Origin of the sequence: Paraburkholderia sp. 22098 (assembly GCF_052045935.1) — a bacterium.
Lineage (GTDB): Bacteria > Pseudomonadota > Gammaproteobacteria > Burkholderiales > Burkholderiaceae > Paraburkholderia > Paraburkholderia caledonica.
This window is the reverse complement of sequence record NZ_JBQEPV010000009.1, coordinates 1-13,769: the sequence shown is the minus strand read 5'-3', so window position 1 is coordinate 13,769 and position 13,769 is coordinate 1. Positions and strand designations below refer to the sequence as shown.

Annotated in this window: 14 protein-coding genes; 4 read left to right on the top strand and 10 right to left on the bottom strand. The window is 61.5% G+C overall.

Going from position 1 to position 13,769, the window contains the following annotated elements; genetic code table 11:
* Window positions 1–17: 17 nt before the first annotated feature.
* The 3 genes from ACTJLB_RS19605 to ACTJLB_RS19595 are packed head-to-tail and all read right to left on the bottom strand — an operon-like array spanning window position 18 to window position 3,107.
* A complete protein-coding gene (locus ACTJLB_RS19605; RefSeq protein WP_440784342.1) occupies window positions 18–734 on the bottom strand; it encodes a histidine phosphatase family protein in 717 nt (238 codons plus the stop codon).
* A 22-nt stretch (window positions 735–756) separates the two neighbouring features.
* The gene (locus ACTJLB_RS19600) at window positions 757–1,545 is read right to left on the bottom strand and encodes an oxepin-CoA hydrolase, alternative type (protein WP_087754069.1); all 789 of its coding nucleotides are present in this window, start codon (window positions 1,543–1,545) and stop codon (window positions 757–759) included.
* On the bottom strand, window positions 1,542–3,107 hold the full coding sequence (locus ACTJLB_RS19595; RefSeq protein WP_440784246.1) for a 3-hydroxyacyl-CoA dehydrogenase: 1,566 nt from the start codon (window positions 3,105–3,107) through the stop codon (window positions 1,542–1,544). Before ACTJLB_RS19595 ends, ACTJLB_RS19600 begins: the two co-directional genes overlap by 4 nt.
* Before the next feature lie 122 nt (window positions 3,108–3,229).
* Here ACTJLB_RS19595 and ACTJLB_RS19590 point away from each other — a divergent pair, with 122 nt between their 5' ends.
* Complete coding sequence (locus ACTJLB_RS19590) at window positions 3,230–3,877, top strand: glutathione S-transferase family protein (protein WP_310068538.1); 648 nt, start codon at window positions 3,230–3,232, stop codon at window positions 3,875–3,877.
* A gap of 121 nt (window positions 3,878–3,998) precedes the next feature.
* Here the strand turns inward: ACTJLB_RS19590 and ACTJLB_RS19585 are convergent, their stop codons facing one another.
* Together ACTJLB_RS19585 and ACTJLB_RS19580 are read right to left on the bottom strand one after the other, a co-directional pair.
* A complete protein-coding gene (locus tag ACTJLB_RS19585; RefSeq protein WP_020069608.1) occupies window positions 3,999–5,171 on the bottom strand; it encodes a pyridoxal phosphate-dependent aminotransferase in 1,173 nt (390 codons plus the stop codon).
* 124 nt (window positions 5,172–5,295) lie between these two features.
* Complete coding sequence (locus tag ACTJLB_RS19580; RefSeq protein WP_440784245.1) at window positions 5,296–5,811, bottom strand: putative toxin-antitoxin system toxin component, PIN family; 516 nt, start codon at window positions 5,809–5,811, stop codon at window positions 5,296–5,298.
* A gap of 57 nt (window positions 5,812–5,868) precedes the next feature.
* Here ACTJLB_RS19580 and yaaA point away from each other — a divergent pair, with 57 nt between their 5' ends.
* Entirely contained in the window at window positions 5,869–6,651 is a 783-nt protein-coding gene (gene yaaA, locus ACTJLB_RS19575; protein ID WP_020069610.1) for a peroxide stress protein YaaA, read from the top strand.
* A gap of 50 nt (window positions 6,652–6,701) precedes the next feature.
* On the top strand, window positions 6,702–7,856 hold the full coding sequence (locus ACTJLB_RS19570; RefSeq protein WP_310068548.1) for a M14 family metallopeptidase: 1,155 nt from the start codon (window positions 6,702–6,704) through the stop codon (window positions 7,854–7,856).
* Between the two features lie 190 nt (window positions 7,857–8,046).
* Here ACTJLB_RS19570 and ACTJLB_RS19565 read toward each other — a convergent pair whose 3' ends face one another.
* The 4 genes from ACTJLB_RS19565 to ACTJLB_RS19550 form a co-directional block, all read right to left on the bottom strand.
* The gene (locus ACTJLB_RS19565; RefSeq protein WP_440784244.1) at window positions 8,047–8,676 is read right to left on the bottom strand and encodes a BspC domain-containing protein; all 630 of its coding nucleotides are present in this window, start codon (window positions 8,674–8,676) and stop codon (window positions 8,047–8,049) included.
* A 189-nt stretch (window positions 8,677–8,865) separates the two neighbouring features.
* On the bottom strand, window positions 8,866–9,540 hold the full coding sequence (locus tag ACTJLB_RS19560) for an energy-coupling factor ABC transporter permease (RefSeq protein WP_020069613.1): 675 nt from the start codon (window positions 9,538–9,540) through the stop codon (window positions 8,866–8,868).
* Between the two features lie 109 nt (window positions 9,541–9,649).
* Entirely contained in the window at window positions 9,650–10,528 is an 879-nt protein-coding gene (locus tag ACTJLB_RS19555) for a LuxR C-terminal-related transcriptional regulator (RefSeq protein WP_440784243.1), read from the bottom strand.
* A 210-nt stretch (window positions 10,529–10,738) separates the two neighbouring features.
* Window positions 10,739–11,953, bottom strand: a complete 1,215-nt coding sequence (locus tag ACTJLB_RS19550; RefSeq protein ID WP_440784242.1) for a DUF2863 family protein — start codon at window positions 11,951–11,953, stop codon at window positions 10,739–10,741.
* A 269-nt stretch (window positions 11,954–12,222) separates the two neighbouring features.
* On the opposite strand from ACTJLB_RS19550, the gene ACTJLB_RS19545 reads away from it, so the two are divergent.
* Complete coding sequence (locus tag ACTJLB_RS19545) at window positions 12,223–13,338, top strand: AI-2E family transporter (RefSeq protein ID WP_020069616.1); 1,116 nt, start codon at window positions 12,223–12,225, stop codon at window positions 13,336–13,338.
* A 128-nt stretch (window positions 13,339–13,466) separates the two neighbouring features.
* Here ACTJLB_RS19545 and ACTJLB_RS19540 read toward each other — a convergent pair.
* The coding region (locus tag ACTJLB_RS19540) for a hypothetical protein (RefSeq protein ID WP_440784241.1) at window positions 13,467–13,769 on the bottom strand (303 nt) is incomplete at its 5' end.

The window sequence follows — 13,769 nt, the reverse complement described above, 5'->3', positions numbered from 1 at the left end:
TCTCCTCCGGTTTGGGTTCAGCTACGCGTGTATTGGATGAATTGTGCGTAGAGGATTTCCATCGTCGTATTGCGGATGTCGCGATGCAGCGGCGACGGCGGCGAATAATTGATCGCGCGCAGCACCCAGTCGCGCGGTGCTGCGCCGACGTCGAGCGCGTTAATGCAGCCGGTCGCCTGCGCGAGATGGCCGAAAAATGTGCGTCCGCCAGCGGTAAGCGCATGCGAAAGGATTGCGCGATTCACGCCGCCATGCAGCACTAGCAGAACCGTGTCCCACGAAGTGTCCTCGCGCAGAGCCGCCACGGCGGGCAGCACGCGATCGAACAACTCGCCGATCGTTTCACCGTCGAGAAAGCGCGTGCTCTCCGGCACGATGCCGTCGAACACACCGAGAAACGCGGCCTCGATATCTCCCAACGGAATATGGCGTAGCTTGCCGCCGCGAATTTCCTGCCATGCAGGCTCGATCTCCAGTGTGATCTGCTGACCCGTCTCGGCCAGCACGCGCTGCGCGGTTTCGACAGTGCGCGGCAAGCCGCTCACGATCACGCGATCGAATCGAACCTGCTGCTCTGCAAACACCCGGCCCGCCGCGCTCGCCTGCTCGCGGCCATTGGCGTTGAGCGGCACCGTTTCGGGATCGATCGTGCGGCCTGAGTCGTCAAAGTAAGTCACGTCGCCGTGACGCATTAAAAAAATGCGGCGGCGTTTAGGTAACTGATAAGTGGGCATGGAAGTGGGCATGGCTTCGCGCTCACTTATAAACGGGCGCGCGTTTTTCGAGGAACGCGGAAATGCCTTCAAGGCCCTCCCGATGATGCAGCGACGCGACGAAGTTATCGCGCTCTGCGATCAGGTGTTCGGAAAGCGGCTGCGTGCCGGCCGCACAGACGAGGGTCTTGATGCGCGCCACCGAGTTCGGCGATATCTTGCCGAGTTCGTCGGCCCATGCGATGGCGGCGTCGCGCGCGGTGCCCGGCTTCGTCAGTTTGTTGACGACGCCTAGTTCGTGCAAACGTGCCGCACCGATCGGCTTGCCTTCGATCAGCACTTCGGTCGCGAGCTGGCGAGGCAAGGCCTGCGCGAGAAACCACGAGCCGCCGCCGTCGGGCGTGAGGCCGACCCGGGCATACGACATCACGAACTTGGCGTCGTCGGCCGCGACGATCAGGTCGCACGCGAGCGCAAGCGAAAATCCCGCGCCGGCTGCCGCGCCGTCGACGGCGGCAATCACGGGTTTCGAGGACAGCCGCAACGCCGAGATCCACTCGGCTAGCAAATCGATACTCTGCGCCTGGACCGACGGATCCTTCGCGCGGTTCTCGAGCAGTCGGTTCAGGTTGCCGCCTGCACAGAAAAAATTGTCTGCGCCCGTGATTACCACGGCGCGGATCGACGGATCACGTTCCACTGAATCGAGCGCCTCGATGCCGGCCGCGTACATGTCGGGATGCAGTGCGTTGCGTGCGCCCGGGTTGGACAGCGTGAGTACCAGCGTCGATTCGCTTTCGGTAGGGCGCGAGGTCAGCAGTTCGGCGCTCATTGTTGGGTCTCCGGATTCTCTGTTTGAGTGTCGGCGGCGTCGCTCTGGGTCAGCGACATGCCGAGTTGTGCGCGGCGCGCGAGCCACGGCGAGGGGCGGTAGCGTGGATCGCCGAGCACGTCGAACATATTGCGCAGGATGGTGAGGATGGTTTTCGCACCGAGCGCGTCGCCGAGCGCGAGCGGCCCGCGTGGATAGCCGAGGCCGAGCATGACAGCGAGGTCAATGTCCTCTGGCGTCGCAATCTGCTTTTGCGCGATATCGCAGCCGATGTTGACGATCGTAGCGACCACGCGTTGCGCGACGAAGCCGGTCGAATCGCGGATCACGGTGACGGGCACGCCGTCGGCCGAAAAAAGCGCATGTCCTGCGTCACGCGCGGCACGGGTTGTCGCGGGCGTGGTCATCAACGTACGGCGCTGCGTGCCGACGAGCGGAAAGAGTGCGTCGATAGCGACGACGCGGCTCGCGTCCAGCGCTTCGTCGACCGCAGCCGTGGTCGCGTCGTGACCGAACGGCGTGACGACGATCAGCGAGTCCGCCGCGGGCGAGGCGCCGTCGTCGAGCTTCACGCCCGCTTTGCCGACGAGTTCCACGACGGCCTGATAAGCCTCGCGATAGCGCTTGCTGACCCACACGCTGGTCGGCAGCGCGGCCGGCGCCGGGCTTTCGGCAGGCGCCTGCTGCTTGCCGTCTTCATACCGATAAAAACCTTCGCCCGTCTTGCGACCAAGCAGTCCACCCGCGAGCCGTGTGCCGGTGATAGGCGAGGGCGTGAAGCGCGGCTCTTCATAGAACTGATGGTAGATCGACTCCATGACCGGATGCGATACGTCGAGTGCGGTCAGATCGAGCAGTTCGAACGGGCCGAGACGAAAACCCGCCTGCTCGCGCATGATCCTGTCGATATCCACGAAGCTCGCCACGCCTTCGCCCGCCACGCGCAGGCCCTCGGTGTTCATGCCGCGGCCCGCGTGATTGACGATGAAGCCAGGCATGTCTTTCGCACGCACCGGCGTGTGACCCATGCGGCGCGCGAGGTCCATTAATGCGTCGCCTGCCTGACGGTCGCTGCGCAGGCCGTCGATCACTTCGACGACTTTCATCAGCGGGACCGGATTGAAGAAGTGATATCCGACCACGCGCGAGGGATCCGTGCAGCCGGCCGCGATTGCCGTGATGGATAGCGAAGACGTGTTCGACGCGAGCACGCAACGTCCACTCACCACGGTCTCGAGTTCGCGAAATAGTGCCTGCTTGACTTCCAGCTTCTCGACGATCGCCTCGATGACCAGATCGCAATCCGCCAGATCGTTGATCGCGTGCGCGGCCGTGACGTTGGCGAGCGCCGCAAGCGAGCGCGCCTGCTCGAGCTTGCCTTTGGCGGTCAGTTTGGCGAAAGTTTCGGCGAGATAGTCTCGTGCGGCGCCGATCGCAGCGGGGTTGGCGTCGTATAGACGCACGGCGAGGCCCGCGAGTGCAGCGATCTGTGCAATGCCGCGGCCCATTGCTCCGGTTCCGACAATGCCGATTGTCTCTATGCTGAAGTTGCGAGAGGTCATTGTGTTGCTCGACTCCATGGTTATTTTAGAATAGCACGCTCGTACAATTCATTTGACGATCGCCCGAAGGTCGCCTTTCTTCGATGCGGCGGTCTCACACACCAACAAGGAAGGAGACAACGATGATCAAGCTCTGCGGGTTCGCGCTCTCTAACTACTACAACAAGGTGAAGTTCGTTCTGCTCGAACACGGTATCGAGTTCGAAGAGGTGCTCGTACAGCCGAGCCAGGACGAGGCCATGCTCGCACACTCGCCGCTTGGCAAAGTGCCTTATCTGCAAACCGAAGAGGGCGATCTGTCGGAATCGCAATGTATTGTCGAGTACCTGGCCGCGCGCTTTCCCGACAAGCCGATTTTCTCCGCCGATCCATGGGAGGCGGCCAAGGAGCGCGAGCTGATCACCTTCGTGGACGTGCACCTGGAACTGACGGCACGCAACCTGTACAAGGAAGCATTTTTCGGCGGCACGTTGACCGACGCGACCAAGGGCCGGGTCGAGAAGCTGCTCACGCATCATATTGCGGGATTCAGGCGGATCGCCCGATTCACACCGTATTTGCGCGGTGAACGGTTCAGTGTCGCAGACGCAGCGGGCTACGTGAGTTTGCCGCTCGTCGGCATGGCCACGCAGGCAATCTACGGCCGCGATTTCCTGCTCGACGCGGGTCTCGACTGGAAGAGCTACGTGAAGACCATCAACAGCCGGCCGGCTGCGCAGCGTGTGACTGAGGACCGGAAGGCGTACATTGCGGCGTCGCGTCCGGCCTGACGCATAGCCCTGTGAGATCCGAGGCGAACCGCGACGCGAACTTCGACGCGTAACGCACGCGTTGACGATTGCGCGCGATGGCGAGGAACGTGGGTTCGTTCGCAGCATCGCGCGTGACATGCTAGAGACGCGCGAGCCGTTCGAGCGCGGTGGCGAGCGTGCTTTCCTGCTTGGCGAAACAGAAGCGCACGACGCCCGACTCATGCGCTTCGTGATAGAAGGCCGACACCGGAATGGCCGCGACGCCGATTTCGCCCGTCAGCCACTGTGCGAATTCTGCTTCGGGCAGATCGCTGATTGCCGAATAATCGACACACTGGAAGTACGTGCCGGTACAGGGCAATAGTTTGAAGCGCGAATTGGCGAGGCCGGCGCGGAAGAAGTCGCGCTTGCTCTGATAGAACGCCGGCAGTTCGAGATAAGGCGCCGGGTCCTTCATGTATTCGGCCAGTCCGATCTGCATTGGCGTGTTCACTGTGAACACGTTGAACTGATGCACTTTGCGAAATTCAGCGGTGAGCGCGGCCGGCGCCGCGACATAGCCGACTTTCCAGCCAGTGACGTGATACGTCTTACCGAAGCTCGATACGACGAAACTGCGCTGCGCCAGTTCTGGGTAACGGGCCACGCTCTCGTGCGGCGCTCCGTCGTAGACCATGTGTTCATATACTTCGTCCGACAGGATGAGCACGTTGGTGCCGCGCACGATTTCTTCGAGCTTGCGCATGTCTTCGGCGCGCCAGACGGTGCCGGTCGGATTGTGCGGCGTGTTGATCAGCAGGAGCCGGGTTTTCGGCGTGATCGCGGCGGCGAGCTTGTCGAAGGGGATTGCGTAGTCGGGCGCGTCGAGCGTGACGAATACCGGCTTGCCGCCCGCCAGTTCGATTGACGGTAAGTAGCTGTCGTATGTCGGCTCGATCACGACCACTTCGTCGCCGGGGTGGACCGCGCAGAGAATCGCCGTGAGCAGTGCCTGCGTTGCTCCAGCCGTGACCGTTATTTCGGTGGTGGCGTCGTAGCGGCGGCCATACACGTTTGCGATCTTGTCCGAGATCGCTTCGCGCAGCGGCGCGGCGCCGGCCATCGGCGGATACTGGTTGTGGCCGTCGCGCATTGCGTTCGCAACCGCATCCACGATCCGGGGATCGCAACCGAAGTCGGGAAAGCCCTGACCAAGATTGACTGCGCCTTTTTCGGCGGCGAGCGCGCTCATAACGGTAAAGATCGTCGTGCCCACATTCGGCAGACGCGATGGAAACGAGGGACTCATGGGCGTGTCGTGCGGTGCATTCATGGCGCTGTTCGGGCGTGACGAGTGAGTGGGCGAAGGCATCGTTTTCAAACCGGCGAAGCCTGATTGTAGGGAATAGCGGCAGGGCGTGCGCGCCTGCCGTGTGCCGGTAGCCGTTCGGCCAGGGTTATACCGGACTTTCCGCTGGTGCAGCGGCCCCGCTGGTTGAACCGCTGACCAGGCCAGTCAGCAGAGCGGCGAACGGCGCCGGCTGTGCAATTTGAAACCCGAAATCCCGTGCGACCCGCTTCGCAAGTTTCAGCACCGCGCGATCTTTCGACACGAGCCAGTCTGCGCGGGCGGCGTGAGCGAGTTCGAGAAATTTCTGATCGTCGCGGTCTTTGCATTTCGGCAGCGGACGCGAGCCTTCCGGCTCGGCGGCAAGTTCGACCATTTGTGCGAGCCGAGCGACGACGGCGAGCGCGGCGGACTTATCCACATTGCGACCGGCGAATTGCGGATAGTCCAGCACGTAGGTCAGTTCGGCGAGGCAGCGGGCGTCGATCACTGCGGCGAGCGTGCCGTTTTCCAGCGCGGCGCGAATTGGGCGCGTGTGCGGGTCGTCGAACACGAGAATATCGATCCACACATTGGAATCGAGAACGACGCGCAAAGCGTCGTGTGAGGCATGGGAACCGGGCATTCGTTACAATCTGGCTTTCGTCTTTGACCGCCAGGCACGGCGTGCCTGCAAGCCTCTATGATAATCGTTCTGTCGCCGGCGAAATCGCTCGACTACGAAACTCCACCGCACGTCAAGAAACACACAATCCCCGATTTCGTCGACGATGCCGCCGAATTGATTGGCGGTTTGCGTCGTTTGTCGCCGCAGCAGATCGCTTCGCTAATGAGCATTTCGGACCAGTTGGCGCACCTCAATTTCGAGCGCTACGCGCAGTGGTCGCCGCGCTTCGGCACGGACAACGCGAAGCAGGCCGTGCTTGCGTTCAATGGCGACGTGTACGAGGGCTTCAACGCGAAGACGCTGTCCTCGGCAGATCTGGATTTTGCGCAGAATCATGTGCGCGTGTTGTCAGGTCTCTATGGCTTGCTGCGCCCGCTCGACCTGCTGCAGCCGTACCGGCTGGAAATGGGTACACGACTGCCCAATCCGCGCGGCAAAGATCTATATGCCTTCTGGGGCGAGCGGATCACGCAGGCGTTGAACGCCCAGTTGAAAAAGCGCGCTGCAAAATCCCGTGTGCTGGTGAATTGCGCGTCGGGCGAGTATTTCAAGTCGGTCAAGCCGAAGCTGCTCGAAGCACCGGTCGTCACGCCCGTGTTCGAGGACTGGAAGGGCGGCCGCTATAAGATCATCAGCTTTCATGCGAAGCGGGCTCGCGGTTTGATGGCGCGCTACGCGGTAGAAAATCGCCTCGACGAGCCCGAGCAGCTGAAGGGGTTCGATTCCGAAGGCTATGCGTTCGACGCCGAAGCCTCGAACGATTCCACGTACGTATTTCGCCGCCGCGTCGCTGAATGAGCGCGGTGCCGCCCAGCGGATTGCCGCCCACATATGCAGGAAATGACATCATGAGTTTATCGATTACGAGCAACTTCGACGGCGGCGCAATCGAGGTGCTGTCTTGCGCCGAGGCCGGCAATATCCGTTTGCGCGTGCGTTCCGACAGCCACGCGGAGTTTGCGCAGTGGTTTTACTTCCGCCTCTCCGGCGCGGCGGGCGAGCGCTGCGTGATGACCTTCGAGAACGCGGCGGCGTGCGCGTTCGCGGAAGGCTGGCGCGACTACCAGGCTGTCGCCAGCTACGACCGCGTGAACTGGTTTCGCGTGCCTACTTCGTACGACGGCCGTGTGCTGACCATCGATCACACGCCGGAATTCGATCGCATTTATTACGCGTACTTCGAACCGTATAGCGAGGAACGCCACTCCGAGTTTCTCGGCGCAGTTCAACAGATGCCGCAAGCCACGCTTACCGAGTTGGGCACGACCGTCGAAGGCCGGCCGGTGTCGCTGCTCACGCTCGGCACACCGCAAACCGGCGACGTCGCAAAGAAAAAGATCTGGCTGATCGCGCGTCAGCATCCGGGCGAGACCATGGCCGAATGGTTCATCGAAGGACTCGTGAAGCGGCTGGTCGGCTGGGGCGATTGGGCGGGCGATCCGGTGGCGCGCAAACTGTACGACCACGCGGTGTTCTACATTGTGCCGAACATGAATCCGGATGGCAGCGTGCGCGGCAACCTGCGCACCAATGCAGCCGGCGCCAACCTGAACCGTGAGTGGATGGAACCGGACGCCGCGCGCAGTCCCGAGGTGCTCGTAGTGCGTGACGCGATTCACGCAACCGGCTGCGACCTCTTTTTCGATATTCACGGCGATGAGGCGCTGCCTTACGTCTTCGTGGCCGGCTCGGAGATGCTGCCGGGATTCACCGAGCGGCAAGGCGAGGAACAAAGGGCGTTCATCGAAGCGTTCAAACAGGCAAGCCCCGATTTCCAGAACGAGTACGGCTACGCCGCGAGCAAGTATCGCGAAGACGCGCTCAAGCTCGCTTCGAAATATATCGGCAACGAGTTTGGCTGCCTTTCATTGACGCTCGAGATGCCCTTCAAGGACAACGCCAACTTGCCGGACGAAAGAGTGGGCTGGAACGGCGAGCGCAGCGCGTCGCTCGGTGCGGCGATGCTGCAAGCCATCTTGCGGCATGTAGAGACGTTCGCCTGAGTTCGCCGCATTGACGAAGGCACACATGCATTGCGTGTGTGCCTTTTTTTGTTGGCTGGTCGGAACGGCCGGCGCGTTTATGCGCCTTCCCGGTTTGCTGACAAGGGGCACGAATTCGCCTGATCGTCGAATTCAGGAACGCTGCGAATCGTGCTTTGGTGCTTGCACGATTCGCAGCGTTAGCTTCGTCTTAGTGCTTTTTCTTTGCAGGCGTAGTCTTGCTGGACGACTTGCCCGAAGTGCTTTTCGACGACTTCGCGGAACTCTTCTTCGCGCCTTTGCCGCTTGCCGCCTGCTTGCCCTTCGCCCCGCGATGCTTACCCGATACTGCGCGCGACGATGAGGGCTCCGAGCTGCGCGCCCGCGCCGGGGGCACCGGATCGTTCCAGCTGAACGCCAGCATCTGCGCGCCGACATAGCCGCAGCGGAACTTCAGGTCGGCAGCGTCGCCCCCGCCGCTTTGACGAATACCGAGCCCTTCGACTGTGACGATGTTGTCGACCTTGACGCGTTGCTTGCCTTCGTCGAACGAATCGTTCCACGGCGTGATTGAGGCGTGCGCGCTGTCGAACGAACTAGGTGGAAACTCGACATGATCGAACGCGGTCGAGGTGCTCGCGACGAAGTTGCCATGTGCGGCGCAATCCGCGACGAGCGGATCGGCGTGCAATTCATTGACAAATCTGTTGACGAGGTCGTTGTGCTGTTCGAGTTGATCGGCGAATGCGGGCGCATTGCATGCGAGGGAGAAGCTCGCTGCGAGTGTTGCCAACCGGCCGACCAGCCGCAGTAATCGGCGCGGTACGTTGGTGCAATCCATCTAGTTCGTTAAGCGCTATCGAGACGTGAGGCACGTAAGATGCCTGGCGGCAGGGTTGAGTTCAATCGTGCCGCAACTATTTTTCGGCCGCGGTTTTCACCGCGCTTTGCGATGCTGGGCGCGCGACTGAACGCATTGACGCGGCAAGCTCAGCAGCACGTTGATCATGCGTTGAGCTTTGCGCGCGTCTCACGTGCGCGGCCCGCCGAGCCGGTATCGCCGCACATCATAAGTGGTGACCCAGGCAGGGCGGTAGACGGCGATCAGCGCCGTGGACATTCCCGTGAACCATGCCTCGCCGGTAGCGAGAAGAAGTACGCTGAGCGCGTAGCCTGCGGGCACGACGGTCACTGAGCCGTCGGCAAGCGCCACGTGAACGCCGAGCGCCGCAGCCGCGGTGAGCGACACTGTGATAGCCGGCGACACGAAGCCTTGGCCGAAGATGAACATGAAAAGATTGCGCGGCAACCACGCAATGCTCGCTCGTTGAAGCAATGTCGAGATGCCGACGGGCAGCGCGCCGAACACGAGGAAGGTGAGTGCGATGCCTTGCCACGGAGCGTCGAAGATCAGGCCGGCAAGGCCGGTGACCACAGCCATTGCAATCAATGCCAGCGCCCAGTCGAATAGCGTCACGACGAGGGTCGCGCCGAGCAGGTGCATGACCGTGCCGTCGTCGAGCCAGGCGTTGCTGGCCCACAGTACCGACAGGGCGACGATGATCGCCAGCCAGACATGCTGCAATGTGCCGTCTTGAAGTCGTTTGAAAGGATTTTTCCACAGCGCGAGCGCGACCGCTATCGCAGTGACGATCCAGCCACCGACAGCAACCCAGAACGGAAGCGGTGTGTAGAGGAAACCCATGAGTCTCATATTACTCGTTGGACGAGAAAAGGTGTGAGCGGATTCCATGCCAGCCGATGCGAGCACTGGCACAAATCGCGCATCACGCCCGTGACGCGCAGGCGTCAGCTCACGTAGAGCCTTCTGTGACCGGCCCGGAAGAGGGCGCCGCCGCGGACGCGTCGTCATAGGACGTGCCCGGCTCGGCCACCATCGGCAACGGAGCAGTTGAATCGTTAGCGGACAGGGGATATTGGAAGCGCCGCCCTGTGGCGCGCCGCAGCGGTACGGCGCCGGGCTCGCCCATGACTGGCCGGAGCAAGCCTTCTGCGTTACTGCGCAGTACTTGCAAATGATTTGTCAGCCAACCGTTGTAGAGCGCCACAGCGGCGGCGCGATTGGGCGCGCCCAGCTGCTGGAATATGCTGGTCAAATGGATTTTGACCGTGCCCTCGCTTATGCCCAATGTGCGCGCAATCATCTTATTGGTACTTCCCATATGGACGCAGCGCATGATCTGCTCCTGGCGAGGCGAGAGTCCATTCGACAATCTGGGTCGGCGCGGTGGCGGGCTCTTCTCGTCAAACGGGCGGATAGCGGTATCCGCGGGGAGCGGAGGGTTGAGCGCCAGCGCGCCGGAAGGCACGTAGTGACCGCCTAGCATCACCATTTCGAAGGCGCGCACGATCAGGCACGGATCGGTTTCGCGCGGCACGACGCCGAGCACACCCTCGTCCATGAGTTCGCTCACCACCTTCGGCGAAATTTTGTCCGTCAGCACTGCAATGCGCAGATCCGGGTAGTGGCTCAGCAGGTTGCGGAGGTCGGTGACCGACATCCAGTCCTGCCAGTCGACCACGAGCAGATCGGGCCACTGACGTTTGAGCGTGCGCTCGACCTGGCGCCAGTCTTGTGCTTCGTTAAAACGCGCTAGCCGGTTGATTTGCCGTAACAGCGCCTTGAGGCCGTCGCGTCGTTCCGCGTCAGAGTTGAGAATCGAGAATCGCATGCATGTCTCCAGATGAATCGGGCGAAATGGCGCGATGCATTCGCCAGGCGTTGGGCCGGGCGGGTGTGCGATGCGTCGCCGTTCCTATGATGACAAATTCCCTGGGATTTGACGGCCTGTCCAAAAGGCATAGGAGAAATGACGTACAAAAAACCCCGCACGCGGCGGGGTTCCTCAATGAATTGCGATACGCCAAAGGCGCGCGGCGTCCTAGTGGAAGTGCGGTTGCGCGGGTTCCGCGTCTTCGGGCATTTCCGCGTGGACGATTTCGCCGAGCGGATCGGCGTACAACGGGACGCCGCAGTCATCGCAATATTCAGGCTCGAAGCGGCCGGCGTGGCGGCGCACGTCCGTCACGCCGGTTTCCTTGAGGAGCGCGACGATTTCTTCGAGGGGAGCGTCCGGCGGTGCGCTTTCCTGCGGCTCTTCGTCAATGCCGGCCTCGCCATTTTCACGGCCATACAGCGGCCATACGACGCCGTAGATCACTTCATTGCTGCCGCGGCGCGTAAAGCCGACGCGGTATTCGTCGATGCGGCGCTCGCCGAAGCCCGCAACCACCGCGCGCAGGTCCTGCGGAGCGGCACCAATTGTGTCGAACAGATAACGCACGGCAGTGCGCACCGTGTGAGGACGCACGCGTTCGTCGGCGTCGCGGCATGCCGAGTAGTAGGCATCCGGCAACAGACACTCGAACTCACAACCAGGCAGCACGAGCGACAGGTTCGCGCCGCCTTGCGTCGCCCATTGCTCGAGGCACTGTCCTCGTTCGATCCGGGTTCCGTGCTCCTCTTCTTGCCAGCGGAACGTGGGCTCGCCGACGGGCGCCGCGACCACGGCGAGCAGGAAGCGCGGGTCGGCAAGAATCGGCGAGGTTTCCGGCAGTTCGCCGAAGTTGAGCTTGAGGCTGCCGCCAGCCATGGCTGCTTGTGCAAGCTGCTGGGCAATGCGCCATGTTTCGACTTGATGGCGCGGCAGCTGGTCGATGCTGTAGAGGAACGGCGCCATGGCGACACGCGTGTTCGCGGCGAGCACGTGAGCCTGCAGGTGCGCGCGCAAAGCGTCGGCGGCATCGGCTTTGAGCGGCCCGGATGGAATCATGTAGCGAGTCCACGCGAGGATGGGCGCCGCAATCAGCAATGCTTCATAGGCCACGCCTTCGTGCTCGACGACGAACGATTCGCTGTGCGTTTCCGCCATGTCGGCCAGCGCCCCATATGCATCGGGATGATTCTGCTGCAGATGGTCGAGGGCTGCGTCGAGCGTAGTCTGATTGGCGTTGCGCACGATCTTGGCCAGCAGCGCGTCGAGCTTCGCTTCCCAGAAGCGGTCCTCGGTGCGGCTGCCCGACGCGAAAAGCGCGAGCGAGAGACCGACAAGCTTGTCGGCATCGGGGGGGAGACGTTTGGCGATTCGCGAGCGCATAAATCCGGAAGTTGGGTGCACAGAACCTTTTATTGTAGTCGTTTCCGTGGCGCCATATTATTTGGCGCGCGGTGCCGCAACGATTCGGACGTTTCTGCGCGAAAAATCAGACCGTCGGCGTATGTTTGATCGTGCTTCGGTCGTTAATTCGTCAAATAATGTAAGCGGGTCAGCTAGCGAAAGTGGCTTTTGTATACTGGCCGATTTGACGGGCGCCGAACGCGGCGTTCGTACTTGTCGCCTCGGTCTGGCGTAACGGGAGATTCATTGTGAAATCGGACCAACTGATTGAACGCCTCGCCGCGGTGTTCGCGCTGATCGTCCTGGTGGGCGGCTCGTTACTGGTCCTCGCGCCATTCACGACTGCTTTACTGTGGGGCGCAATTCTCAGCTACAGCTCCTGGGGGCTATACCGGAAGCTGACCGCGGCACTTGGCGGCAGGCGCAAGTCGGCTGCCACGTTGATTGTGTTCATTATTCTAATCGTGGTGCTGGGGCCGTTCGTCTACGCGGGGTTTGCGTTTGGTGCGCACGTTCACGACATCGTCGCTCTGGTTCAAAGATTGTTCGAAGCAGGTTTGCCGGATTTGCCACCCTGGGTGGCGAGGGTTCCGGTGATCGGGTCGAGCATCCAAAGTTTCTGGGAGCGTCTGACAAGCAGCAATTCCGAACTAATCGCTCAGTTGCGTACGCTTGCTGCGCCGGCCGGCAAGTGGATCCTTGCGGCAGCCATTGCCGTCACGCACGGTCTTGGGCTATTGGCGCTAAGCATTGTGCTGGCTTTCTTTTTTTATACCGGGGGAGAGGGTGCGGGCGCGTGGTTGAACGCGGGCATGCGGCGTATCGCCGGTGATCGTGCCGATTACCTGCTGGCGCTTGCGGGCAGTACGGTCAAGGGCGTCGTCTATGGAATTCTGGGCACTGCGCTTGTTCAGGGCATTCTTGCTGGGTTCGGCTGCTGGATAGCTGGCGTGCCGGCTCCTGCATTGCTTGGTCTGGCGACGTTTTTCCTGTCCGTAATCCCGGGAGGCCCCGTGATCGTATGGTTGCCGGCGGCAATCTGGCTCTACCACGGCGGTGCGACAGGATGGGCGCTCTTTCTGGTGGTGTGGGGTGTGCTCGTCGTGGGCATGTCCGACAACGTTATTAAGCCGATCCTGATCGGCAAGAGCAGCGACATGCCGTTGATTCTCGTCATGCTAGGTATCCTGGGCGGCGCGTTCGCTTTTGGCTTCCTCGGAGTCTTCATTGGACCGACTTTGCTCGCAGTCGCGTACACGGTGCTGCACGACTGGACTATCGGAGCGACCGCTGGCGGTGCGTTGGCGTCGGGTGCCAAACCTGCCGTTGCGGAAGAAGTTGGCCGGATAGAAAAGACGCCTTGAATAAGAGCAAATAACGCTTGCAAGGTGCTGGCCGGCTCGCTAGAATCTCGCTCTTTCGTGCTCCGGACGCCGGGGCACGGGAAGCGGGAAAGCCAGTAGTGGCAAGGCTTCGAGCGGTGGCAGCAGGTTCAGGCAGTAACAGAAACCTGTTGACGGCGCAGCCGGAGTTCTTCATAATCTCGTTTCTCTGCTGCAGATGCAGCGACGCAGAACGAAGCGGTGCCGGGTAGGTGTGGTAGGGCAGCGCGGAGTGAGGCGGATCGATCTTTAAAAACTAACAGCCGATAAGTGTGGGCGCTTGATGCGCGACGCGGTGGATCTCCGGATTCACATAAAGCGAAAGTATCAAGTCTCACACAGTAATGAAAGGAAGGTTTGGTCATCGAGAGATGGTTGAACACTTCGTCAGTACGTTGAGTGAGCGACCGGTT

What these genes read in the sequence shown, in the direction of transcription:
- ACTJLB_RS19555 (WP_440784243.1), bottom strand. Translation starts at nt 10,528, where the DNA reads ATGCGATTCTCGATTCTCAACTCTGACGCGGAACGACGCGACGGCCTC.
- ACTJLB_RS19570 (WP_310068548.1), top strand. Translation starts at nt 6,702, where the DNA reads ATGAGTTTATCGATTACGAGCAACTTCGACGGCGGCGCAATCGAGGTG.
- yaaA (WP_020069610.1), top strand. Translation starts at nt 5,869, where the DNA reads ATGATAATCGTTCTGTCGCCGGCGAAATCGCTCGACTACGAAACTCCA.
- ACTJLB_RS19590 (WP_310068538.1), top strand. Translation starts at nt 3,230, where the DNA reads ATGATCAAGCTCTGCGGGTTCGCGCTCTCTAACTACTACAACAAGGTG.
- ACTJLB_RS19550 (WP_440784242.1), bottom strand. Translation starts at nt 11,953, where the DNA reads ATGCGCTCGCGAATCGCCAAACGTCTCCCCCCCGATGCCGACAAGCTT.
- ACTJLB_RS19600 (WP_087754069.1), bottom strand. Translation starts at nt 1,545, where the DNA reads ATGAGCGCCGAACTGCTGACCTCGCGCCCTACCGAAAGCGAATCGACG.
- ACTJLB_RS19580 (WP_440784245.1), bottom strand. Translation starts at nt 5,811, where the DNA reads ATGCCCGGTTCCCATGCCTCACACGACGCTTTGCGCGTCGTTCTCGAT.
- ACTJLB_RS19595 (WP_440784246.1), bottom strand. Translation starts at nt 3,107, where the DNA reads ATGACCTCTCGCAACTTCAGCATAGAGACAATCGGCATTGTCGGAACC.
- ACTJLB_RS19605 (WP_440784342.1), bottom strand. Translation starts at nt 734, where the DNA reads ATGCCCACTTATCAGTTACCTAAACGCCGCCGCATTTTTTTAATGCGT.
- ACTJLB_RS19560 (WP_020069613.1), bottom strand. Translation starts at nt 9,540, where the DNA reads ATGGGTTTCCTCTACACACCGCTTCCGTTCTGGGTTGCTGTCGGTGGC.
- ACTJLB_RS19565 (WP_440784244.1), bottom strand. Translation starts at nt 8,676, where the DNA reads ATGGATTGCACCAACGTACCGCGCCGATTACTGCGGCTGGTCGGCCGG.
- ACTJLB_RS19585 (WP_020069608.1), bottom strand. Translation starts at nt 5,171, where the DNA reads ATGAATGCACCGCACGACACGCCCATGAGTCCCTCGTTTCCATCGCGT.